We start from the raw sequence: 22,201 nt of genomic DNA on the forward strand, positions 1-22,201 counted from the left end.
GTCAGCGCTTGGCGATCGGGGAGGTCACGGCGCGGGTGAGCGCGATGAGGTTGGCCGGGGCGGTCTCGATCTGCAGCCCCCGCCGGCCCGCCGAGAAGTAGATCGTCCCGAAGTCCAGCGCGGAGGAGTCCACCACCGTCGGCAGCTGCCTGCGCTGCCCGAGCGGGCTGATGCCGCCCACGACGTAGCCGGTCACCCGCTCCACCTTCGCCGCGTCGGCCATGGCGGCGCGCTTGCCGCCGAGGGCGGAGGCCAGGGCCTTGAGGTCGAGCCTGCCCGCGACCGGCACCACCGCCACCGCGAGGCCGCTCTCCACCTCGGCCACCAGCGTCTTGAAGATCCGCTCGTACGGCACGCCGAGCGCGTCGGCGGCCTCCTCGCCGTACGCCTGGGCGGCGGGGTCGTGGTCGTACGGATGGAGGTTGAACTCGGCCTTGGCCTTGGTCAGCGCCACCGTGGCCGGGGTTCCCCCCGGCGCCTTCGCCTTGCCCACGTCTGCCCCTTCCCGTGATCTACTTTGTAAAGGCGCTCAGCCGGCGCGGTGGAACCTGCGGTGCAGCTCGCGAACCTCCTCGTCGAGCCCCGGGACCGGCCCCTCGACCACGACCCGCGGCGCGACCTCGGACACCGGCAGGGGACGCACCGGCGGCTCCGGGACGCCCAGCTCGCTCAGCCAGCCCACGAGCTGCGCCGACGAGGCGACGTACACGATGCGGCCGAGCCCGACCCAGCCGTGCGCGGCGGCGCACATGGGGCAGTGCTCGCCGGAGGTGTAGACGGTCGCGGCGGCCCGCTCCTCCGGCGTCAGGTGGGCGGCCGACCAGCGCGCCAGCTCGAACTCCGGATGCCTCGTGTGGTCGCCCCCGGCCACCCGGTTGTGGTCCTCGGCGAGCACCTCGCCGTCGCCGGACACGAGCACGGAGCCGAACGGCTCGTCGCCCACGGCCAGGGCCTCGGCGGCCAGCTCCACACAGCGGCGCAGGTGCCGCAGCTCGTTCTCCATCACCATGAGAGCTCCATCACCATGACCGGCCTCTTGAATTCCCGGCCTCTCGAATTCGGGGGTCATGGTATCGGCCGGTCCGAGGCTTGACGTGATCTGGATGTCCGGATGGTGGACGGAAGAGGATCCACGGGTGGGACTCCGTAGACTGGGGTGCGTGATTTCCCGTATCGACTTGCGCGGTTCCCTGCCGGGAGACCTGCGCGACGTGCTGCCCCGCGCCGAGCTCGACGTCGAGGCCGCCCTGGACAAGGTGCGGCTCATCTGCGACGAGGTCCGCCATCGCGGGGCCGCGGCCGTGCGGGAGCTGACCGCCAGGTTCGACGGCGTGGAGATCGAGCACGCGCGGGTTCCGCGTGAGGCGCTGCGTGAGGCGCTCGCCGGGCTGCGGCCCGAGGTACGGGCGGCGCTGGAGGAGTCGATCCGCCGGACCCGGCTGGTCCACCGCGACCAGCGGCGCGCCGACGTGACGACGCAGGTGGTGCCGGGCGGCACGGTCACCGAGCGGTGGGTGCCGGTCGAGCGCGTGGGCCTGTACGTGCCGGGCGGCCGGGCGGTCTACCCGTCCAGCGTGGTGATGAACGTCGTGCCCGCGCAGGAGGCCGGGGTGCCGTCGCTGGCGGTGACGAGCCCGGCGCAGAAGGACTTCGGCGGGCTGCCGCACCCGACGATCCTGGCGGCGTGCGAGCTGCTGGGCGTGGACGAGGTGTACGCGGTGGGCGGCGCCCAGGCGGTGGCCATGTTCGCGTACGGCACGGAGGAGTGCCCGTCGGCCACCCTGGTGACCGGGCCGGGCAACATCTGGGTGGCGGCTGCCAAGCGGCTGCTCAAGGGCCGTATCGGCATCGACTCCGAGGCCGGGCCGACGGAGATCGCGATCCTGGCCGACGAGACGGCCGATCCGGTGCACGTGGCGGCCGACCTGATCAGCCAGGCCGAGCACGACGTGATCGCGGCCGCGGTGCTGGTGACCGACAGCGTGGAGCTGGCCGAGGCGGTGGAGAGGGAGCTGCCGGGCCAGGTGGAGGCGACCAAGCACTCCGAGCGGATCGCCGAGGCGCTGCGCGGCCGGCAGTCCGGGATCGTGCTGGTGGACGGCCTCGACGAGGGCGTGGAGGTGGTCAACGCCTACGCGGCCGAGCACCTGGAGATCCACACGGCCGACGCGGCGGCGGTGGCGGCGCGGATCCGCAACGCCGGCGCGATCTTCGTGGGCACGTACGCGCCGGTGTCGCTGGGCGACTACCTGGCGGGGTCCAACCACGTGCTGCCGACCGGCGGCTGCGCCTGTCACTCCAGCGGGCTGTCGGTGCAGACGTTCCTGCGCGGCATCCACGTGGTCGACTACACCCGCGAGGCGCTGGCCGGCGCGGCCGCGCACGTGTCGGTGCTGGCCGACGCCGAGGACCTGCCGGCGCACGGCGCGGCCGTGCGGGCGCGCTTCGATGGGGGGATCCCCTCATGACGCCGGACGACATGACGTTGAAGGACCTGCCGATCAGGGACGATCTCCGGGGCAGGACGCCGTACGGCGCGCCCCAGATCGACGTGCCGGTGCGGCTCAACACCAACGAGAATCCGTATCCGCCCTCTCCGGAGCTGGTCGAGGACCTGGCCGGGGAGGTGCGCGGAGGGGCGGGGGCGCTCAACCGCTACCCCGACCGTGACGCGCTGGAGCTGCGCGCCGACCTGGCGGGTTATCTGGGGCACGGGCTCGACGCGAGCCGGGTGTGGGCGGCCAACGGCTCCAACGAGGTGCTCCAGCAGATCCTGCAGGCGTTCGGCGGTTACGGCCGGACGGCGCTGGGGTTCGAGCCGTCGTACTCGATGCACCCGATCATCACGACGGGCACGAGCACGGAGTGGATCGGGGGCGTGCGGGAGGACGACTTCTCGCTCGACCCGGCCAAGGCGGCGGCCGCGGTGGAGGAGCACCGGCCGGACATCGTGTTCCTGACCTCGCCGAACAACCCGACCGGCACCGCCCTGCCGCTGGAGACGATCGCCAGGGTGCTGGAGGCGGCCCCGGGCATGGTGGTGGTGGACGAGGCGTACGCGGAGTTCGCGCGGGAGGGCACGCCGTCGGCGCTGAGCCTGCTGCCGTCGCACCCGCGGCTGATCGTGACCAGGACCATGTCGAAGGCGTTCGCGATGGCGGGCACCCGGCTCGGTTACCTGGCGGCCCACCCGGCGGTGGTGGAGGCGCTGCTGCTGGTGCGCCTGCCGTACCACCTGTCGACGCTGACGCAGGCGGCGGCGCGGGTGGCGCTGCGGCATCGCGCGGAGCTGCTGGGCACGGTGGACGCGCTGCGCCGCGAGCGTGACGCCACGGTGGAGTGGCTGCGCGGCAAGGGCTTGACGGTGGCCGACTCCGACGCCAACTTCGTGTTGTTCGGGAGATTTCCCAAGCGCCGCGCGGTCTGGGAGGGCCTGCTGGCGAGGGGCGTGCTCATCCGTGAGGTGGGGCCGCCCGAGTGGCTTCGCGTGTCGATCGGCACCGGCGAGGAGATGGCGGCGTTCCGTGCCGCTCTGGAGGGGGTTCTGTGAGTCGGGTCGGCCGCGTGGAGCGTGTGACGAAGGAGACGTCGGTCCTGGTCGAGGTGAGTCTCGACGGCACCGGGCGGGTGGACGTGGCGACCGGCGTGGGGTTCTTCGACCACATGCTGGCGCAGCTCGGCAAGCACGGGCTGTTCGACCTGACGGTCAAGACCGAGGGTGACCTGCACATCGACGCGCACCACACCATCGAGGACACGGCGCTGGCGCTGGGCGCGGCGTTCCGCGAGGCGCTGGGCGACAAGTCGGGCATCAGGCGGTTCGGTAGCGCGTCGTGCCCGCTGGACGAGTCGCTCGCCCAGGTGACGGTCGACCTGTCCGGCCGGCCGTACCTCGTGCACTCCGAGCCCGAGGGCATGGCGCCGATGATCGGCCCCGAGTACGACACGACGATGACCCGCCACATCCTGGAGTCCCTGGTCGCGCAGGCGGCGATCTGCCTGCACGTCCACGTCCCGTACGGGCGCAACGCCCATCACATCGTCGAGGCCCAGTTCAAGGCCCTGGCCAGGGCGCTGCGCGAGGCGTCCGAGCTGGACCCGCGCGCGACGGGGGTGCCGAGCACCAAGGGCGTCCTGTGAGTGAGAACACGCTGGCCATCGTGATGGTGTTCATCGGGCTGTTCCTGGTCGGCGGTGTGTTCTCGCTGTTCAGGCAGGGGCTCAAGGTGGGCGCGGCCGTCTGCGCGGTCGGTGCGGTGCTGGCGATCACGGCGGGGGTGATGTGGTGGTGAAGCGCGTGGTGGTGCTCGACTACGGGTCGGGCAATCTGCGCTCGGCCGAGCGGGCGCTGGCCCGGGTCGGCGCGGACGTGACCGTGACGTCCGACCTGGACGCGGCGATGGAGGCCGACGGCCTGGTCGTGCCCGGGGTCGGGGCGTTCGCGGCGTGCATGGCGGGGCTGCGGGGGGTGCGCGGCGAGCGCGCCGTCGGCCGTCGCCTGGCCGGCGGGCGGCCGGTGCTGGGCATCTGCGTGGGCATGCAGATCCTGTTCGCCAAGGGGGTCGAGCACGGCGTCGAGACCGAGGGCTGCGGCGAGTGGCCGGGCACGGTCGAGCCGCTGGAGGCCCCGGTGCTGCCGCACATGGGGTGGAACACGGTCAAGGCGCCCGAGGGCAGCGTGCTGTTCCGCGGGCTGGACGCCGACACGCGGTTCTACTTCGTCCACTCCTACGGCGTGCGCGAGTGGGAGCTGCGGCCCGGCGACGGGTTCGCCGAGCCGCTGGTGACGTGGGCCGAGCACGGCGTGCCGTTCGTGGCCGCAGCCGAGAACGGTCCGCTCATGGCCACCCAGTTCCACCCGGAGAAGTCCGGTGACGCGGGCGCCGCGTTGCTGACCAACTGGCTCGGCGTCCTGTGAGCGACGGCCGCGCACCTTCCCGGGTGAGAGGCCCCGGTCCATGAGTGCCGTGATTCGTCCGTGCTGTGCCGTGAGTCCTGGTCCCGTGAGTCGTGGTGCCGTGAGTCGTGGTGCCGTGAGTCGTGGTGCCGTGAGTCGTGAGTAAGGAGCGGGCGCGCCGCCGCGCCGAGCGCGAGGCCGAGCGGGAGCGCGCCGCGCGGCGCAACGAGGAGCGCCAGTCGCGCGCCTCCCGCCGCCGCGCCCTCGTGGCCCGCCTCACGCCCCGCCCGGTGCGGATCGCCCGTCAGGGCGGCCTGCTCGCCCGCCGCCGCCGCGTCCAGAACACTGTCGTGGCGATCGCGTTCGCGCTCGTCCAAGTGGTGGTATGGGTCGTGTGGGGGTCCCCGGCCGTCAGCTTCGGCGCCCTCGTCCTGTCCCTGTTGCTCGTCCCTGTTGTCGTGACCCTTGCCTTCGACCGGAGGATCTGATGTCGCTCGTACTCCTTCCCGCCGTGGACGTCGCGGACGGCCAGGCCGTACGCCTGGTCCAGGGTGAGGCCGGGACCGAGACCGGCTACGGCGAGCCGCTGGCCGCCGCGCTGGCCTGGCAGGAGGCCGGGGCGGAGTGGATCCATCTGGTCGACCTCGACGCCGCGTTCGGCCGGGGCTCCAACCGGGAGCTGATCACCGATCTGATCGGCCGGCTGGACGTGAACGTGGAGCTGTCCGGCGGCATCCGCGACGACGAGTCGCTGGCCGCCGCCCTGGCCACCGGGTGCCGCCGGGTGAACATCGGCACGGCCGCCCTGGAGAACCCCGAATGGTGCCGCAAGATCATCGCCGAGCACGGCGACCGGATCGCGGTCGGCCTGGACGTGCGCGGCACCACGCTGGCGGCGCGCGGCTGGACCGAGGAGGGCGGCGACCTGTGGGAGGTGCTGGACCGGCTGGAGGCCGACGGCTGCCCCCGCTACGTCGTCACCGACGTCACCAAGGACGGCACGTTGCGCGGACCCAACCTCGACCTGCTGCGCCAGGTGTGCGCCCGCACCGACAGGCCGGTCGTCGCCAGTGGAGGCGTCTCCTCCCTGGAGGACCTGGTCGCGCTGTCGGGCCTCGTGCCTGACGGCGTGGAGGGTGCGATCGTAGGCAGGGCGCTGTACGCCCAGGCGTTCACACTGGAGAGCGCCTTGGCCGCGGTGCGCGGTAGAGGGTAGGAGGGGCCGTGGTGAGCAGCATGAGCATGGAGAGCACCGGTTCGCGGGTGTTTTCGGGCGGCGTGTGGGAGGAGCGTTACGGCTATTCCCGGGCGGTCGTCGTCGGGGACCGGGTCATCGTGTCGGGCTGCACCGCCACGATCGACGGCGAGGTGCGGTACGTGGGCGACGCCTACCGGCAGAGCCTGACGGCCATCGGCATCGCGGTGGACGCGGTGGAGCTGGCCGGACTGACCAAGGAGGACGTGGTGATGGTGCGCTACTACGTGGTGGACCAGCGCCACTTCGACCTGGTCGGCCAGGCGATCGGGGAGGTGTTCGGCGAGGTCCGCCCCGCCTGCACGGGCGTGCGGGTCGCCGGGCTGGTGGACCCGCGGATGCTCGTCGAGGTCGAGATCGAGGCGGTGCGCGCATGACCGTGGCCGTCAGGGTGATCCCCTGCCTGGACGTCGACGCGGGCCGGGTGGTCAAGGGCGTCAACTTCGCTAACCTGCGCGACGCGGGCGACCCGGTCGAGCTGGCCAGGCGCTACGACGCCGAGGGCGCCGACGAGCTGACCTTCCTCGACATCACCGCCTCCTCCGGCGAGCGGGACACGATGCTGGACGTCGTCCGCCGGACGGCGGAGCAGGTGTTCATCCCGCTGACCGTGGGCGGCGGCATCCGCGCGGTCGAGGACGTCGACCGGCTGCTGCGGGCGGGGGCCGACAAGGTCTCGCTCAACACCGCGGCCATCGCCCGGCCGGAGCTGCTGACCGAGGCGTCGCGGCGGTTCGGCGCGCAGTGCGTGGTGCTGTCGGTCGACGCGCGCCGCGCGCCGGGCACGCCGAGCGGGTTCGAGGTGACCACGCACGGCGGGCGGCGCGGCACGGGCATCGACGCGGTGGAGTGGGCGGCGCGCGGCGAGGAGCTGGGCGTGGGCGAGATCCTGCTCAACTCGATGGACGGTGACGGCACCCGCGAGGGCTACGACCTGGAGATGCTGCGGGCGGTGCGGGCCGTGGTGCGCGTGCCGGTGATCGCCAGCGGCGGCGCGGGCCGGCTGGAGGACTTCCCGCCGGCGGTGGAGGCGGGCGCGGACGCGGTGCTGGCGGCGTCGGTCTTCCACTTCGGCACCCTGAAGATCGCGGATGTGAAGGAGACGCTCCGCACGGCGGGCCACCCGGTGCGCTAGACGCGGGCCGTCCGGCCGGGCGTTCCGGGGAGAGCCCCCGGGGCCCCGGCGCGGGCGTCGGCGTGCGAGCACGACGCCATCGCGGTGCGCGGGGGAGAGGCCGCGACGCCTCACAGGGACCGGGCGCGGCGTCTCACAGGGACCGGGGGCGGGGCGCCTCAGAAGACCTTCATGTGCTGGAACAGCTCGTACGCCTCGTCCATGGCCGCGAACGCGGCCGCCTCGGAGCGTTTGACCGCCAGGTAGGCGCTGCCCCGCAGCGGGCCGAGCGCCTCCATGAGGACCTCGTCGGCCTCCAGCGCGTCCAGCGCCTCGTCCAGCGACGCCGGCAGCCGCGGGTAGCGTCCCGGCCGGGTGTCGGGGTCCACGTCGACCGACTCGCCCGGGTCGAGCTCGCGGCGCAGCCCGTCGAGGCCGGCGTGGATGACGGCCCCGAGCGACAGGTAGGGGTTGGCCGAGGAGTCGGACGGCTTGAGCTCCAGGTTGGGCTCGCCGGTCTCGCCCAGGGGTGAGCAGATCCGTACGGCCGCCTCCCGGTTGTCGGGCCCGTGGACGGCGTACGCGCCGGCCCAGGAGCGCGGCGCCAGGCGGCGGAAGCCGTTGACGGTGCCGCAGGTGAGGGCGGTCAGGGCGGGCAGGTGGGCGAGCAGCCCGCCGACGAAGGACTCCAGCTCCCCGCCGTCGCCGGCGAACACGTTGGTGGTCCCCCGCCACAGGGACAGGTGCAGGTGGGCGCCGTTGCCCGCCTGCTCGGCGAGGGGCTTGGGGGCCAGCGTGGCCCACATGGACATGCGCAGCGCCACGCCGCGCACGGTCTCGCGGTAGAGGACGTGGTTGTCGGCGGCGCGCAGCGCGGGGGCGTGCCTGATCGACAGCTCCTGCTGGCCCGGGGCGAGCTCGGGGTGGTAGTGCTCGACCCGGAGGCCCTGCGTCTCGAGGGCCCGGATGAGCTTGATCGTGTAGTCGTGGGCCGTGTCGAACCCGGTGCCGGCGTAGCAGAGGGTGTCGTCGATCGGCACGATCCGGTCGGGGCCGCCGGCGGGGTCGGGCAGGCGCCGCCCGAGTGTGAACTCCGGCTCGAACGCGGCCAGCAGGGTGTAGCCCTCGGCGGCCAGGGCGTCGATCGCGTCCTTGAGGAACGTGCGCGGGCAGGCCTCCCACGGGGAGCCGTCCTGCCGCCGCAGATCGGAGAGCATCGCGGCGGCGCCCGGTGCGTAGGGGAGCGGGACGTATGTCGTGGGGTCGGGGACGATGCGCACCTCGCCCACCGGACCCATGTGCTCGACGTCCTGCAACTGGTCGAGCATGTTCATCGCCATCATGGCCACCGTGTGCCCGATGCCCGTGGTGAGGCGCTCGGCCAGCCGTGACCGGGACGCCGCCTTGCCGCGGATCACCCCGCCGTGGTCGGCGTACAGGAAGCGGACGAGCTCGACACCTTCGAGCTCGGCCCGCTCCAGGACGCGCCGCACGTGGGGATCAGGCTGGATGATCTTGGTGGCGGTCGGGCGATCTCTCATCCTGCCTGCGTAACACGTTCCGCCGGTACGGGGAAGCGTCCAACGCAGACAGGTGTCCCGCTCACGCTAGAACATTGGTAAAGAAGACGGCCAACTGGTTGGCACCATGGACAATTCCGTCGAACACGCCGTTGACCGCGGACGCGGCCTGGGCCGGCCGGGTGAACAGGTAGAAGATCACGAACGCCACGAGCACGTAAGTGGCTACCTTCTTGACCTGCATGGGGGCCTCCTGCAGTCCATTCCCAGCCGTATATACCCGGATCTGGGCGATCACTGGCATCTTCTATGAAGATGTTCTTGATCCTAACCGGGGGGCTTCCTTCTCACGCCATGCTAGTGATCTCGGGCCCTGTCGCGGAGGTCTCAGAGTTGTTGCCCCCGAACGGCAGGCGCAGCAGGAGGTAGACCGGCAGTCCGATCGGCGACAGCAGGATGGTCAGGATCATGACGGGGGCCATGAGCAGCGGGTGCACGCCCCGCTCCCTGCTGTCCAGGTAGATCCAGCGGCCGAGGAACAGGTCCCAGGCGATGATCTGGGCCCACAGCGCGGCCAGGGCCTCGGGGGTGGCGACGAGGGCCGTGAGACCCGCCAGGGACGGCCTGGTCACGACCGGCCAGACGGCGCCGAGCACGGGCACCAGCAGGACCAGGTTCACCGCCAGGGCGGGCAGCACGATGAGCGGGGAGGCGGCCACCCTCCGGGTGAGCGACCAGGCGGGGGCGAGGATCATCAGCGCCCAGAACGGCGCGGCGGCGTAGAAGCTGAGGTCGAACAGGGTCGCGGTGCTCATCGGGCGGCCTCCACGGCGGCGGTGGCGGTAGCGGTGGTGGGGGCGGTGGTTCCCGTCGTGGACCGGCCCGGGGCACGGGTCGAGGCTGCCGCCCCGGCGAGCCCCAGCGCGACCAGGACGCCCGCCGCGGCCAGGGTCGGCCCGTCGGGGCGCACCAGAGACTGGCCGCGCAGCGCCTGCCACAGGACGAGCGCGAACACGCCGGCGTACAGGCCGCCCGCCGTGAGCGTCAGGCCCTGCCGTACGCGCTCGGGGGCGAGGACGGGGAAGCGGCGGGACAGGGCGGCGAGCGCGAGCGGCAGCAGCGGGAGGAGCTGGAGGGCGTGCATGCCGACGAAGTGCGGCACACGCAGGTCGCCGGCGACGGTGCTCCAGCCGAGGAGGGGCAGGCCGGGCCCGCCGTCGGGCGCGCTGACGGTGTGGGCGCCGATGACGCCGCCGGCGAGGCTCTGGCCGGGACGGGGGCCGAGCATGAGGCCGCCGCTCGCGAGGCCCAGCGTGGAGATCACCAGCCCGAAGCGCACGGCCCAGGTGGAGGGCCCGTCGGCCTGGCGGTCGAGGAGCACGGCGACGGCGGCGACGATGTTGGCCACCATCAGGCCGATGATCATGACGCCCATGACGCCGAAGAGCGCGGAGTCGAAGGGAGTGGCGGCGTTGAAGTGGCTGCGGTGCGCGCGGGCCGCCTGGAAGGTGATGACCGCGACCTCGGCGACGCCGGCCACCGCGAGGACGGTGCCGGCCCGGCGGCCCCAGCGGCGGTCGCGGCGCTGCAGGGAGAGCAGCCAGGCCCAGGTGAAGGAGTAGACGGCGACGGACATGGCGAACTTCAGCGGCTTGGCCCAGACGGGCATGCCGTCGAGCGTGCGGTCGTCCAGGACGAGCGCGACCGCGGTGGCCACGGCAAGGACGGACATGAGCCCCGCCGAGACCATCAGCGGTCGGTGCCAGTGCGACACGGGGTCTCCTCGATAGAGATAGCGGATAGTGTCACTCTCTACTATCTATAGCTAAACTCTCCACTGTCCACAAGAGGGGAGTCATACGTGCGCATGGCGGAGCTGAGCGCGGACACCGGAGTGCCCGTACCGACGATCAAGTACTACCTGCGGGAGGGCCTGCTGCCCCCTGGGCGGCCGGTGGGCCGCAACCAGGCCGAGTACGGCACCGCGCACGTCCGGCGGCTCAAGCTCGTCCGCGCGCTGGCCGAGTACGGCGGCCTGAGCATCGCCGCGATCCGCGAGCTGGTCCAGCACCTGGACGACCCGGACACCAGCGGCAACGACCTGCTGGGGCTGGGCCAGCTCACGGTCACCGCCCGGCAGGAGCCCCAGCCGGGGCCGCACCTGGAGGAGGCCCGCCGGATCCTCGACGACATCTGCGCCCGCCACGGGTGGAAGGACATGCGCGACCACCCCGCGTACGCCACGGTGGTGGGAGTGATCGCCAGTCTGCAGGATCTCGGCCGCGAGGACATGCTCGGCGTGCTGCCCGAGTACGCCGCCGCCGCCGAGCGGATCGCCGAGGCCGACATGACCGTCGTCGGCGACCTGGGCGACCGGGAGCGGGCGCTGGAGGTGGTGGTGCTCGGCACGCTCGTGGGCGACACCCTGCTCACGGGGCTGCGCCGGCTCGCCCAGGCGCACGTCGCGCTGCGCGCCTACGGGGCGGACTGAGACAGGGTCCGCGGGGGCCGGGGGGCGGTCAGATGCCGAGGCGGGCGCTCTTGAGGCGGGAGATCGCCTCGGGGTCGCCCGTCAGCTCCACCCGCGTGTGCTCCTGCCGGCCGAAGCAGAACAGCAGCAGCTCCGCCGCCGGCCCGGTGACCTCCACCTTGGGGCCGATCCTCGGGCCGCCGAGCGCCACGCCGCCGCCGGCCCGGTGCAGCACCACGCCCACCGGCGAGCGGCGCAGCATCAGCTTCCCGCCGGCCGAGACGCGCTTCCACATGAGCCGTTCGAGGTCCTCGGGCATCTGGCGCGGCTCCCAGGCGGGCTGGGCGCGGCGCACGTCCTCGTGGTGGACGAACATCTCCAGCGTGTTGACCGCGTCGTCCAGGAACGGCACGAGCCCGTAGACGCCGCCCGGCCTGCGCACCAGGCCGACCAGCTCCGGGTACGGGTGGCGCGCCTTCAGGGCGGACTGGACCGCGGCGGTGTGGCCCGCCAGCGGTTTGAGCGCGATGCCCGCCGCCGCGTCGAGCCGGCGCTCCCGCAGCACCAGGTGGGCGGCCAGGTCGTAGGTCGTCCACCCGTCGCACAGGGTCGGGGCGTCCGGGCCGAGCCGGTCCAGCAGGTCGCACAGGGCCGCGCGTTCGCCGCGAGCGTGAGTCACGTTCTCCAGCTTACCCGCGGGAATAACGGCATGATCGGGCGTGATTGGGTCTTAGGGACAAAGCAGCCGTGACGGAAGGAAACCCAGCGAGTGGCGAGCAAGGTGACCTCGGCCGTCATGCGCCAGGGACTACGTGTCCTCGGCGTGGCCATCAGCGCGGAGAAAGCGGTCTTCACCGCCGCCGTCCTGTCCAGCGCCGTGTACGGGGGCATGACGGTCGGCTCCGCCTGGGCGTTCGGCTGGGCCACGGAGAACGTCGTGCTGCCCGCCTTCTCCACCGGCTCCGTCACCACGGGCGTCCTGTGGACGGGTGTGCTGCTCATCATGGGCGCGGCGCTACTCAAGGCGATCGGCGTCGCCGGCCGGCGCATCCTGGCCGGGCTCATGCAGTACCGCATGCAGGCCCGCTCCCGCCGCGAGGTGACCAAGCAGTACCTGCGGCTGCCGCTCGCCTGGCACCACCGCCACCCGACCGGCCAGCTGCTGTCCAACGCCAGCTCCGACGCCGAGGCCGCCTGGGCGCCGCTCGCGCCGCTGCCCATGGCCGTGGGCGTCGTCGTCATGCTGGTCACCGCGGCCGTCGCGATGGTCCTCACCGACCCGGCGCTCGCCGCGGTGGGCTTCCTGATCTTTCCGGCCATCGCCGTGCTCAACCTCGTCTACCAGCGCCGGCTCAGCCCGCTCGCGACCCGCGCCCAGCAGTTGCGCGCCGAGGTCAGCGAGATCGCGCACGAGAGCTTCGACGGCGCCCTCGTCGTCAAGACCCTCGGCAGGGAGGCGCTGGAGACCGAGCGCTTCCGCCGCCGCGCCGAGGAGCTGCGCGACGCCAACATCGCCGTCGGGCGGGTCCGTGGCCTGTTCGACCCGATGCTGGAGGCGCTGCCCACGCTGGGCGTGCTCGCGGTGCTCGCCGTCGGCGCCGCGCGGCTGGCCTCCGGCTCCATCGACGCGGGCGACCTCGTGCAGGTCGCCTACCTGTTCACGCTGCTCGCCTTCCCCATCAGGGCGCTCGGCTGGGTGCTCGCCGAGCTGCCGCGCAGCGTGGTCGGCTGGGAGCGGGTGCGGGCCGTGCTGGAGGCGCGCGGCTCCATGGAGTACGGCGCCACCGCGCCGCCCGCGAGCTCCGGCCCCGCCCGGCTGGAGGCCGCCGGCCTGTCCTACTCCTACGGCGCCGGCGAGGTGCTGCGGGACGTGGCCTTCGAGGTGGCGCCGGGACGCACCGTCGCGCTGGTCGGCCCGACCGGCTCCGGCAAGTCGACGCTGGTGCAGCTCCTCGTCCGGCTCGTCGATCCGGCGCGCGGGCGGGTGCTGCTCGACGGCGTGGACCTGCGCGAGCTGCCGTACGGCGCGGTCGCCGAGTCGGTGGCGCTGGTGCCGCAGCAGACGTTCCTGTTCGACGACACCGTGCGCGGCAACATCACGCTCGGCCTGCCCATCGCCGACGAGGACGTGTGGGCCGCGCTGCGCCTGGCGCAGGCCGACGGGTTCGTGGCGCGGCTGGAGTCCGGCCTGGACACCCGCGTGGGGGAGCGGGGCGCCACCCTGTCGGGCGGGCAGCGGCAACGGCTCGCGCTGGCCCGCGCGGTCGCCCGCCGGCCGCGGCTGCTCATCCTCGACGACGCCACCTCCAGCGTCGATCCGCAGGTCGAGGCCCGCATCCTGCACGGCCTGCGTGACGCGGCCTCCTCCTCCAGCGTCGTGGTCGTCGCCTACCGGATGGCCACGATCGCGCTGGCCGACGAGGTCGTCTACCTCGACCGGGGCCGCGTCGTGGACCATGGGACGCACGAGGAGCTGATCGGGCGCTGCGAGGGCTACCGCAACCTGGTCACCGCCTACGAGCGCGAGGACGCCGAGCGCGCCGCCCTCTCGGCCGAGGAGGAGGAAGCCGCCGCCGCCCGCAGCGCGGCCGTGCGGGAGGAAGCCGAGCAGGCCGCCGTCGCGGCCGCCGAGGAAGAGGGGATCATCGCGTGAGCGACGCCCGGGGCATCGGCGCCGGCGCCGAGCGATCGGCGCTGGCCACCATCCGTCATGGGCTGTCCCTCACGCCCGAGTTCCGCAAGGGGCTCGCCGGGACCCTCGCCCTGGCGGTGGTGGCCACAGCCGGCAAGGTCATCGTGCCGGTCGCGGTGCAGCAGACGATCGACACCGGCCTGAAGAACTCCTCGCCCGACGTCTCGTACGTGACGCGCGCCGTGCTGCTGTGCGCGGCGGCCGTCGTGCTGACCGCGCTGGCCGGCTACGTCATGAACGTCCGCCTCTACAAGGCGACCGAGTCGTCCCTGGCGACCCTGCGGGTGCGCGGCTTCCGCCACGTCCACGACCTGTCGGTGCTCACCCAGAACACCGAGCGGCGCGGCGCGCTGGTCTCCCGCGTCACCAACGACGTGGACCAGATCAGCACGTTCATGCAGTGGGGCGGGCTGATGATCATCGTGTCGCTCGGCCAGGTCCTCGTGGCCAGCATCCTCATGCTGGTCTACTCCTGGCAGCTCACGCTCGTCGTGTGGGCGTGCTTCCTGCCGCTGATGGTCGCCCTGCCGCGCTTCCAGCGGTGGCTGTCGGGCGCGTACACGACGGTCCGCGAGCGCACCGGCGACATGCTCGCCGCCGTCAGCGAGTCCGTCGTCGGCGCCGCCGTCATCCGCGCGCACGCGGCCGAGGGGCGCACCGCCGAGCGCGTCGACACGGCGGTGGACGCCAACAAGGCGGCCCAGACCAGGGCGCAGACCATCGTCGGCTTCGTCTTCCCGCTGACCGAGATCGTGGCCGCCCTGGCCATCTCCGGGATCGTGCTGCTCGGCGTCCGGCTCGGGCTGTCCGGCGACATCACGGCCGGGCGGCTGGTGGCGTTCCTGTTCCTCGTGACGCTGTTCGTCTCCCCGATGCAGACCGCCACCGAGGTGCTCAACGAGGCCCAGAACGCGGTCGCCGGCTGGCGGCGCGTCCTCGGGGTGCTGGACACGCCGCCCGACGTCGCCGACCCCGGCCCCGGCGGCGTGGAGCTGCCGCGCGGCCCCATCTCCGTCGCCTTCGAGGGCGTCGGCTTCGCCTACCCCGGCGGGCCGCCCGTGCTGCGCGACGTCACGGCGGAGATCCCGCCGCGCTCCCGCATCGCCGTCGTGGGGGAGACCGGGTCGGGCAAGACGACGTTCGCCAAGCTGCTCACCCGGCTCATGGACCCCGTCTCCGGGCGCGTCACCGTCGACGGCCACGACCTGCGGGAGGTGCGCTTCTCCTCGCTGCGCGAGCGCATCGTGATGGTGCCGCAGGACGGGTTCCTGTTCGACGGCACGCTGGAGGACAACGTCCGGTACGGTCGGCCGGGCGCCACCCGCGAGGAGATCGAGCTGGCCATGACCGAGCTGGGCCTGGCCGACTGGGTGGAGGGCCTGCCGGCCGGGCTCGGCACGCCCGTGGGGCAGCGCGGCGAGTCGCTGTCGGCCGGTGAGCGGCAGCTCGTCGCCCTGGCCCGCGCCTACCTCGCCGACCCCGACCTGCTGCTGCTCGACGAGGCCACCTCCGCCGTCGACCCGGCCACCGAGGTGCGCCTGGCCCGGGCGCTGGAAGGGGTCACCCGTGGCCGTACGGCCGTCTCCATCGCCCACCGGCTGTCCACGGCGGAGAACGCCGACGAGGTGCTGGTGTTCGACGGCGGCCGGCTGGTGCAGCGCGGGCCGCACGACGAGCTCGTCCGGCAGGAGGACGGCGTCTACGCGGCCCTGCACGCCTCCTGGGTCTCCGCCGCCCGCTCCTGACCGCCGGGCCGCACCGGAGGGAGGTCTCGCCCGGCCTGCCGCCGGTGCGGCGGGCGGTCATGACGGCTGGTTGAATGGCGGCATGTCCCTCGACCCGAAGGTCGCCGAGCGGCTCAAGCGCAACGGCGACGGGCTGGTGCCCGCGATCGTCCAGCAGTACGACACGGGCGAGGTCCTCATGCTCGCCTGGATGGACGACGAGGCGCTGCACCGCACCCTCACTACCGGCAGGGCCACCTACTGGTCGCGCAGCCGCGCCGAGTACTGGGTGAAGGGCGCCACCTCCGGTCACGCGCAGCACGTCAAGGCGGTGTCGCTCGACTGCGACGGCGACACGCTGCTCGTCCAGGTCGACCAGGTGGGCGCCGCCTGCCACACGGGCGACCGCACCTGCTTCGACGCCGACCCGCTGGAGGTGTCGGCCACGCCATGACCGGTCCGCACGACCCCGGCCACGGGGACGCCGCCCGAGCCGCCGAGCCCTCGCAAGCCGCGCAGGCCTCCGCGACCCCCGAGACCGCAGGGGACCCGGCGACCCCGGCAGACGCACGGGACCGCGAGCCTCTGGAGACCACCCGCGCCTCCGGCTCCCAGGACGCCGCGGGGCCCCCGCCGGCCTCCCCGAGGGCGCGGGGGCGTGGCCGTGAGCTGTGGCGGTGGGTGGCCCTGACGGCCGCCGGTTGCGCGCTGGTGCTGTTCGCGGCCACCCGCGCCTGGATCACGGTGCGGGCCGGGCACACCACCGGCGTCCCGGGCGGCGCAGGAGCCGATCCCGTGACGCCCTCCGGCGGCGACCTGGCCCCTGTGCTGACGCCGCTGGCGCTGGCCGGGCTCGCGGGCGTGGTGGCGGCGCTGGCCTCGAAGGGGCTCACGCGCCGCCTGGTGGGGGCGTTGCTGACGCTGTGCGGGCTGGGCGCCGGGCTCGCCACGTGGCTGGCGGTGGCCGGCGACGCCCCGACGGTGTGGCTGCGCGAGCACGACGCGCTGCGCGGCCTCGGCTCCTTCGCGTGGGACGTCGTGGCCGCCTGGCCGGCGCTGTCCGCGATCGGGGCGGCGCTGATGGTCGCGGGCGGGGTGCTCGCCGCCGTGCGCGGCCCCCGTTGGGCGGGCATGTCCGACCGCTACGAGCGGACCCCGGCGGCCGGGCGCCCACGGGTGTCCGACGACCGCGCCCTGTGGGACGCCCTCGACCGGGGCGACGACCCCACCTGAGGCTCCAGCACCTGCCCGGCGGCGCCGGTTTCGTCCTGGAACGACCTCTCTGAGGCGTCTGCCGCAGTCGCGGCTGTCGCGCCGAGGTTACAACTCGCCGTCGGTGTCCCCGCCCGGCGGACCGCCGTTCCCCTTGTCAATAAGCTGCCCCTGAAACGGGCCACGACGACGGAGGATCGACATGGGCTACGGGGACCAGAGCGGCAGCGGAGGATACGGTTCTCAGCCGCCCGGTGGAGGGTACGGTCAGCAGCCCCCGAGCACGGGCGGCCCCGGCCAGCCGCCGCCCGACGGCGGCTACGGCCAGCCGCCGAGCGGCGGCCAGGGCTACGGCCAGCAGTCCGGCAGCGGCGGATACGGCGGGGGGTACGGCGGGCAGCCCGCGAGCGGGGGCTACGGCGGGCAGCCGTCCGGCGGCCACGGCCAGCAGGGCTACGGGCAGCAGGGTCACAGCCAGCCGGGGTACGGGCAGCAGGGTTACAGCCAGCAGGGTTACAGCCAGCCGGGTTACGACCAGCAGGCGTACGGCCAGCAGGGCTACGGCCAGCAGCCGTACGGGCAGGCCCCCTACGGGGCGTACGGCGCGCCCCAGCCCCGCACCACCAACGGCCTGGCGGTCACCTCGCTCGTCCTCGGCATCGTGGGTCTGGTGTTCTGCGGGCTGACCAGCATCCCCGGCGCGATCGTCGGCCACATGGCGCTCAGCCGGATCAAGCGGACGGGCGAGGAGGGGCACGGCATGGCCATGGGCGGCCTGGTCACGTCGTACATCACGATCGTTCTCTGGGTGGTCCTGTGGTTGTTGTTCGGCAGCATGTGGCTGGCGCTCATGGGCCTGGCCACGGCCGGCGCGGCAGGGTCGCCCTGACCTCTCCTCGCCTCCGGTGAGCGGAGTGACCCGATCACGGATACTTCCGGTCTGATCACAAATTGTCCGCAAAGTGGACGTATACCCACGTCCGAGATGGTTTGTCGCTAGGCTGCCGCGCGCAACTCGCCTGAGATGGACACATGAGGAGTCACAGCATGAGCTACGGGAACCAGGGCGACGGCGGCTACGGCGCCCAGCCCCCGGGCGGCGGTTACGGCCAGCAGCCCCCGAGCGGTGGCGGCGGCTACGGCCAGCAGCCTCCGAGCGGCGGCGGCTACGGTCAGCAGCCTCCGAGTGGCGGCGGTTACGGTCAGCAGCCCCCGAGTGGCGGCGGTTACGGCCAGCAGCCCCCGAGCGGCGGCGGTTACGGCGGTGGCTACGGCCAGCAGCCCCCCGGCGGCGGCTACGGCCAGCCCGGCGGCTACGGCGCCCCGCAGACCCCGCCGGACAACCACCTGGTCGCCGCCATCCTGACCACGCTGTTCTGCTGCCTCCCCCTCGGCATCGTGTCGATCGTGAAGTCGTCGCAGGTCAACTCCAAGTGGCAGGTCGGCGACTACCAGGGCGCGGTGCAGGCGTCGGAGGAGGCCAAGACCTGGTGGAAGCGCTCGCTGATCGTGGGCATCATCTGGTGGGTCCTCGTGATCATCGGGTACGTCGTCCTCTTCGTGCTCGTCGCGGCGAACGCCCCGAGCTCCACGTACTGATGGGTATGGCGAACATCGAGTGGCGCGGCCACGACCGGCTGCGGTCGGTGCTCGCGCCACTCGGCGTCGCCGCCGCCACGGGCGTGGTCTTCGCCGTGGTGGGCATGATCGACCCCAACGAGCCGGGTCACTACCCGACCTGCCCGTTCCTGTGGGCCACCGGCCTGTACTGCCCCGGCTGCGGCACGCTGCGCACCATCCACGCGCTGGCCCACCTCGACCCCGTCGCCGCCGTGGGGCTCAACCCGCTCGCCGTCGCGATGATCCCGTTCCTGGTGTTCTGGTGGGGACGCTGGCTGGTGCGCGCCTGGCAGGGCCGGCCGCGCAGGACGACGCTGGCCCATCCGGCATGGCTCTGGGCGTTCCTCGCCGTGGTCCTGCTCTACTGGCTGGTGCGAAACCTTCCCTTCGGGGCATTCCTCGCGCCCTAGCCGGGGCCGGTGGCCGAGCGACGCCGCCGGGGCCGATACCATCGCAAAGACAGGCCGGGAGCGGACGCGACGCGAACTTCCTGCCATCCCCTACTGCCGACCGGAGGGATCCCAAGCGCGTGAGTGAGCGGACGGAAGGACCGAGCGTCCTCGACGACATCCTCGACGGGGTGCGTGCCGACCTCGCCGCACGCCAGCAGGCCGTGTCGCTCGACGAGCTCAAGCGGCAGGCCGAGCGGGCTCCCGCCCCCCGGGACGCGCTCGCGGCGCTGGGCGGCTCCAGGGTCTCGGTGATCGCCGAGGTCAAGCGTTCCAGCCCGTCCAAGGGCGCGCTCGCCGCGATCGCCGACCCCGCGGCGCTGGCCGCCGACTACGAGGAGGGCGGCGCGCACGTCATCAGCGTGCTCACCGAGCGCCGCAAGTTCGGGGGCAGCCTCGACGACCTCGCCTCGGTCCGCGCCCGGGTCGACATCCCCATCCTGCGCAAGGACTTCGTCCTCACCTCCTATCAGCTCTGGGAGGCCCGGGCCCACGGCGCCGACCTGGTGCTGCTCATGGTCGTGTGCCTGGAGCAGGAGGCGCTGGTCTCGCTGATCGAGCGGGCCACCTCCATCGGGCTGACGCCGCTGGTCGAGGTCCACACCGAGGAGGAGCTCGACCGCGCCGTCGCGGCGGGCGCCCGGGTCATCGGTGTCAACGCGCGCAACCTCAAGACACTCGAGGTCGACCGCGACGTCTTCGCCAAGATCGCGCCCAAGATCCCGGATAATGTGATCAAGATCGCGGAGTCGGGCGTCCGCGGACCGCATGACCTGCTCGCCTACGCCCGCGCCGGCGCCGACGCCGTGCTGGTGGGCGAGAGCCTGGTCACCGGCAAGGATCCGCGCAAGGCGGTGGAGGCGCTGGTGACCGCCGGCGCCCATCCGGCGACGCGCCCCGACCACGGAGCAGAGGGACAGCAGTGACACACGAGGGCTCCATCCTGACCGCCGCCGACCTGGCCGGCAACGGCGTCCACGGCGACGATCCCGACAGGAACGGCAAGTTCGGCGTCTTCGGCGGGCGCTACGTGCCGGAGGCGCTGATCCCGGCGCTCGACGAGGTGGCCTCCGTCTACGAGAAGGCCAAGAACGACGCGCAGTTCCTGCAGGAGTTCGACCACCTGCTGCGCACGTACGCGGGCCGGCCCACCACGCTGACCGAGGTGCCGCGCTTCGGCGAGCACGCCGGCGGCGCGCGCATCATCCTCAAGCGCGAGGACCTCACCCACACCGGCGCCCACAAGATCAACAACGTGCTCGGCCAGGCGCTGCTGACCAAGCGGCTCGGCAAGAAGCGCGTCATCGCCGAGACCGGCGCCGGCCAGCACGGCGTGGCCACGGCCACCGCGGCGGCCCTGCTCGGCCTGGAGTGCGTCATCTACATGGGCGCGGTCGACTGCGAGCGCCAGGCCCTCAACGTGGCCCGCATGAAGCTCCTCGGCGCCACCGTGGTCCCCGTCCACAACGGCTCCTGCACGCTGAAGGACGCGATCAACGAGGCGTTCCGCGACTGGGTGACCAACGTCGACACCACCCACTACCTGTTCGGCACCGTGGCCGGACCGCACCCGTTCCCCGAGATCGTGCGCGACTTCGCGCGGATCATCGGCGTCGAGGCGCGCCGCCAGATGCTGCAGCTGACCGGCGCGCTGCCCGACGCGATCTGCGCCGCCGTCGGCGGCGGCAGCAACGCGATCGGCATCTTCCACGCCTTCATCGGCGACCGCGACGTCCAGCTCCACGGCTACGAGGCCGCCGGCCACGGCCTGGACAGCGGCGAGCACGCGCTCACCCTCACCGCCGGCTCCGTCGGCGTGCTGCACGGCTCGCGCACCTACGTCCTGCAGGACGAGGAGGGCCAGACGATCGAGTCCCACTCGATCTCGGCCGGCCTCGACTACCCGGGCGTCGGCCCCGAGCACGCCTGGCTGAAGGACACCGGCCGCGCCACCTACCACGGCGTCACCGACGACCAGGCGATGGCCGCCTTCTCGCTGCTGGCCAGGACCGAGGGCATCATCCCGGCCATCGAGTCGTCCCACGCCCTCGCCGGGGCGCTGGACCTCGGCCGGGAGCTCGGACCCGAGGCCACGATCCTGGTCAACCTGTCCGGGCGCGGCGACAAGGACATGGGCACGGCGATGAAGTACTTCAACCTCTGACACCGGCCCACCCCCTCGCGGGGCCGTGAGCCGGCTCCGCGAGGTCTCCTCCGCCCCAGGCGCGGCCCGGGCGGGGTCTCCTTCGCCCGGCGCGGGCCGGGCCCTGGTGACGGCATGATGGGAAGGGCGGCGGCGAAGCGGCCTCCGACCACCGAGAACGGACGATCATGACTACTCTTCAGACGGTGTTCGCCAAGGCGAAGACGGACAACCGGGCCGCGCTGGTCGGCTACCTTCCCGCGGGCTTCCCGTCCAAGGACGGCGCCATCGCCGCCGCGGCCGCCCTCGTCGAGGCGGGTTGCGACGTCATCGAGATCGGCCTGCCCTACTCCGACCCGCTCATGGACGGGCCGACCATCCAGGACGCCGTCCACCGGTCGCTGATCAACGGCACCCGCATCGCCGACGTCATGCGCACCGTCGAGGGCGTGGCCGCCACCGGCGCGGCGACGCTCGTCATGACGTACTGGAACCCGATCGACCGCTACGGCGCCGAGCGGTTCGCCCGCGACCTGGCCGGCGCCGGCGGCGTCGGCACCATCACGCCCGACCTGACGCCCGAGGAGGCGGGCCCGTGGCGCGAGGCCTCGGCCGCCGCGGGCATCGACACGGTGTTCCTGGTGGCGCCCAGCTCCACCGAGGAGCGCATCCAGGCGGTCGTCGACTGCTGCACCGGGTTCGTGTACGCCGCGTCGCTCATGGGCGTCACCGGCGCCAGGGAATCCGTCAACGTCGCGGCCGAGGGCCTGGTCAAGCGCACCCGCGCCCACACCGACCTGCCGGTGTGCGTCGGGCTCGGCGTCGGCACGGGCAAGCAGGCGGCCGAGGTCGCCGGCTACGCCGACGGCGTCATCGTGGGGTCGGCGTTCATCCGCCGCATGCTCGACGCGCCGGACGAGGCCGCCGGCCGCGCCTCGATCGGCGAGCTGGCCCGCGAGATGTCCCAGAGCGTCCGCACCCGCGCCTGACCCCCGGCTCGGCCCGCCCTTCTGGCCGACCTGTCGTCGCTGACGACACGCCCGGGCTCGCGCCGATGAGGTGCGGCCCGGTCGTGTCCGTCCCATGCCGATGGTGGCGCGTCTTG

At 73.1% G+C, this 22,201-nt stretch carries 27 protein-coding genes; 20 read left to right on the forward strand and 7 right to left on the reverse strand.

Translation table 11 applies throughout. The features are described 5' to 3' along the window. Window position 1 precedes the first annotated feature (1 nt). On the reverse strand, window positions 2-493 hold the full coding sequence (gene ybaK / locus ABZS51_RS05690) for a Cys-tRNA(Pro) deacylase (protein ID WP_355436843.1): 492 nt from the start codon (window positions 491-493) through the stop codon (window positions 2-4). Window positions 494-529: 36 nt separating this feature from the next. Then, entirely contained in the window at window positions 530-1,009 is a 480-nt protein-coding gene (locus tag ABZS51_RS05695; protein WP_310709299.1) for a nucleoside deaminase, read from the reverse strand. Window positions 1,010-1,160: 151 nt separating this feature from the next. Here ABZS51_RS05695 and hisD point away from each other — a divergent pair, with 151 nt between their 5' ends. From hisD to hisF, 9 genes are all read left to right on the forward strand, one after another. Further along, on the forward strand, window positions 1,161-2,468 hold the full coding sequence (hisD, locus tag ABZS51_RS05700) for a histidinol dehydrogenase (protein ID WP_355436846.1): 1,308 nt from the start codon (window positions 1,161-1,163) through the stop codon (window positions 2,466-2,468). An 11-nt stretch (window positions 2,469-2,479) separates the two neighbouring features. Then, complete coding sequence (locus tag ABZS51_RS05705) at window positions 2,480-3,550, forward strand: histidinol-phosphate transaminase (protein ID WP_355437023.1); 1,071 nt, start codon at window positions 2,480-2,482, stop codon at window positions 3,548-3,550. Beyond that, on the forward strand, window positions 3,547-4,140 hold the full coding sequence (hisB, locus tag ABZS51_RS05710) for an imidazoleglycerol-phosphate dehydratase HisB (protein ID WP_355436850.1): 594 nt from the start codon (window positions 3,547-3,549) through the stop codon (window positions 4,138-4,140). Before ABZS51_RS05705 ends, hisB begins: the two co-directional genes overlap by 4 nt. Next, a complete protein-coding gene (locus ABZS51_RS05715) occupies window positions 4,137-4,292 on the forward strand; it encodes a hypothetical protein (protein WP_355436853.1) in 156 nt (51 codons plus the stop codon). The genes hisB and ABZS51_RS05715 overlap by 4 nt, the downstream gene beginning before the upstream one ends. Next, entirely contained in the window at window positions 4,286-4,918 is a 633-nt protein-coding gene (gene hisH, locus ABZS51_RS05720; RefSeq protein WP_310709295.1) for an imidazole glycerol phosphate synthase subunit HisH, read from the forward strand. The genes ABZS51_RS05715 and hisH overlap by 7 nt, the downstream gene beginning before the upstream one ends. A gap of 137 nt (window positions 4,919-5,055) precedes the next feature. Next, window positions 5,056-5,385: a hypothetical protein gene (locus ABZS51_RS05725; protein WP_355436856.1), complete on the forward strand. Its 330-nt coding sequence runs from the start codon at window positions 5,056-5,058 to the stop codon at window positions 5,383-5,385. Continuing rightward, entirely contained in the window at window positions 5,385-6,113 is a 729-nt protein-coding gene (gene priA, locus ABZS51_RS05730; protein WP_310709293.1) for a bifunctional 1-(5-phosphoribosyl)-5-((5-phosphoribosylamino)methylideneamino)imidazole-4-carboxamide isomerase/phosphoribosylanthranilate isomerase PriA, read from the forward strand. Before ABZS51_RS05725 ends, priA begins: the two co-directional genes overlap by 1 nt. A gap of 8 nt (window positions 6,114-6,121) precedes the next feature. After that, window positions 6,122-6,529, forward strand: a complete 408-nt coding sequence (locus tag ABZS51_RS05735; RefSeq protein WP_355436858.1) for a Rid family hydrolase — start codon at window positions 6,122-6,124, stop codon at window positions 6,527-6,529. Next, window positions 6,526-7,287: an imidazole glycerol phosphate synthase subunit HisF gene (gene hisF, locus ABZS51_RS05740; protein WP_310709292.1), complete on the forward strand. Its 762-nt coding sequence runs from the start codon at window positions 6,526-6,528 to the stop codon at window positions 7,285-7,287. The genes ABZS51_RS05735 and hisF overlap by 4 nt, the downstream gene beginning before the upstream one ends. A gap of 158 nt (window positions 7,288-7,445) precedes the next feature. Here the strand turns inward: hisF and ABZS51_RS05745 are convergent, their stop codons facing one another. The 4 genes from ABZS51_RS05745 to ABZS51_RS05760 form a co-directional block, all read right to left on the reverse strand. Continuing rightward, window positions 7,446-8,807, reverse strand: a complete 1,362-nt coding sequence (locus tag ABZS51_RS05745; RefSeq protein WP_355436860.1) for a glutamine synthetase family protein — start codon at window positions 8,805-8,807, stop codon at window positions 7,446-7,448. Window positions 8,808-8,868: 61 nt separating this feature from the next. Then, window positions 8,869-9,030 (reverse strand): hypothetical protein, encoded by a 162-nt coding sequence (locus tag ABZS51_RS05750; protein WP_175588658.1) that lies wholly within the window; start codon window positions 9,028-9,030, stop codon window positions 8,869-8,871. 103 nt (window positions 9,031-9,133) lie between these two features. Continuing rightward, window positions 9,134-9,601, reverse strand: a complete 468-nt coding sequence (locus tag ABZS51_RS05755) for an ABA4-like family protein (RefSeq protein ID WP_355436863.1) — start codon at window positions 9,599-9,601, stop codon at window positions 9,134-9,136. Beyond that, on the reverse strand, window positions 9,598-10,560 hold the full coding sequence (locus tag ABZS51_RS05760; RefSeq protein WP_355436865.1) for a hypothetical protein: 963 nt from the start codon (window positions 10,558-10,560) through the stop codon (window positions 9,598-9,600). Before ABZS51_RS05760 ends, ABZS51_RS05755 begins: the two co-directional genes overlap by 4 nt. 93 nt (window positions 10,561-10,653) lie before the next feature. Here ABZS51_RS05760 and ABZS51_RS05765 point away from each other — a divergent pair, with 93 nt between their 5' ends. Next, on the forward strand, window positions 10,654-11,277 hold the full coding sequence (locus tag ABZS51_RS05765; RefSeq protein WP_355437025.1) for a MerR family transcriptional regulator: 624 nt from the start codon (window positions 10,654-10,656) through the stop codon (window positions 11,275-11,277). Between the two features lie 28 nt (window positions 11,278-11,305). On the opposite strand, the gene ABZS51_RS05770 is transcribed toward ABZS51_RS05765, so the two are convergent. Further along, window positions 11,306-11,935 carry a TIGR03085 family metal-binding protein gene (locus ABZS51_RS05770; protein ID WP_355436867.1) on the reverse strand — a complete coding sequence of 210 codons (630 nt, stop codon included), beginning with the start codon at window positions 11,933-11,935 and terminating at the stop codon, window positions 11,306-11,308. Window positions 11,936-12,052: 117 nt separating this feature from the next. Between ABZS51_RS05770 and ABZS51_RS05775 the strand changes: the two genes are divergently transcribed. The 10 genes from ABZS51_RS05775 (at window position 12,053) to trpA (ending at window position 22,085) form a co-directional block, all read left to right on the forward strand. Continuing rightward, window positions 12,053-13,909: an ABC transporter ATP-binding protein gene (locus ABZS51_RS05775; RefSeq protein WP_355437027.1), complete on the forward strand. Its 1,857-nt coding sequence runs from the start codon at window positions 12,053-12,055 to the stop codon at window positions 13,907-13,909. Beyond that, window positions 13,906-15,693: an ABC transporter ATP-binding protein gene (locus ABZS51_RS05780; protein ID WP_355436868.1), complete on the forward strand. Its 1,788-nt coding sequence runs from the start codon at window positions 13,906-13,908 to the stop codon at window positions 15,691-15,693. The genes ABZS51_RS05775 and ABZS51_RS05780 overlap by 4 nt, the downstream gene beginning before the upstream one ends. 82 nt (window positions 15,694-15,775) lie before the next feature. Beyond that, entirely contained in the window at window positions 15,776-16,126 is a 351-nt protein-coding gene (gene hisI / locus ABZS51_RS05785) for a phosphoribosyl-AMP cyclohydrolase (protein ID WP_310709286.1), read from the forward strand. Then, the gene (locus ABZS51_RS05790) at window positions 16,123-16,905 is read left to right on the forward strand and encodes a Trp biosynthesis-associated membrane protein (protein ID WP_355436871.1); all 783 of its coding nucleotides are present in this window, start codon (window positions 16,123-16,125) and stop codon (window positions 16,903-16,905) included. Before hisI ends, ABZS51_RS05790 begins: the two co-directional genes overlap by 4 nt. Before the next feature lie 181 nt (window positions 16,906-17,086). Continuing rightward, window positions 17,087-17,773: a DUF4190 domain-containing protein gene (locus ABZS51_RS05795; protein ID WP_355436873.1), complete on the forward strand. Its 687-nt coding sequence runs from the start codon at window positions 17,087-17,089 to the stop codon at window positions 17,771-17,773. Between the two features lie 158 nt (window positions 17,774-17,931). Then, window positions 17,932-18,483: a CD225/dispanin family protein gene (locus ABZS51_RS05800; protein WP_355436875.1), complete on the forward strand. Its 552-nt coding sequence runs from the start codon at window positions 17,932-17,934 to the stop codon at window positions 18,481-18,483. Between the two features lie 5 nt (window positions 18,484-18,488). Next, window positions 18,489-18,914, forward strand: coding sequence for a DUF2752 domain-containing protein (locus tag ABZS51_RS05805; RefSeq protein WP_355436877.1), 426 nt, complete (start codon window positions 18,489-18,491; stop codon window positions 18,912-18,914). A 119-nt stretch (window positions 18,915-19,033) separates the two neighbouring features. Continuing rightward, window positions 19,034-19,879, forward strand: a complete 846-nt coding sequence (gene trpC, locus ABZS51_RS05810) for an indole-3-glycerol phosphate synthase TrpC (RefSeq protein ID WP_310709281.1) — start codon at window positions 19,034-19,036, stop codon at window positions 19,877-19,879. 32 nt (window positions 19,880-19,911) lie between these two features. Continuing rightward, window positions 19,912-21,117 (forward strand): tryptophan synthase subunit beta, encoded by a 1,206-nt coding sequence (gene trpB / locus ABZS51_RS05815; RefSeq protein ID WP_355437029.1) that lies wholly within the window; start codon window positions 19,912-19,914, stop codon window positions 21,115-21,117. 167 nt (window positions 21,118-21,284) lie between these two features. Further along, the gene (gene trpA / locus ABZS51_RS05820; RefSeq protein ID WP_355436879.1) at window positions 21,285-22,085 is read left to right on the forward strand and encodes a tryptophan synthase subunit alpha; all 801 of its coding nucleotides are present in this window, start codon (window positions 21,285-21,287) and stop codon (window positions 22,083-22,085) included. Window positions 22,086-22,201: the final 116 nt, after the last annotated feature.

It is taken from the genome of Nonomuraea sp. NPDC005501, from assembly GCF_040605905.1.
Lineage (GTDB): Bacteria > Actinomycetota > Actinomycetes > Streptosporangiales > Streptosporangiaceae > Nonomuraea.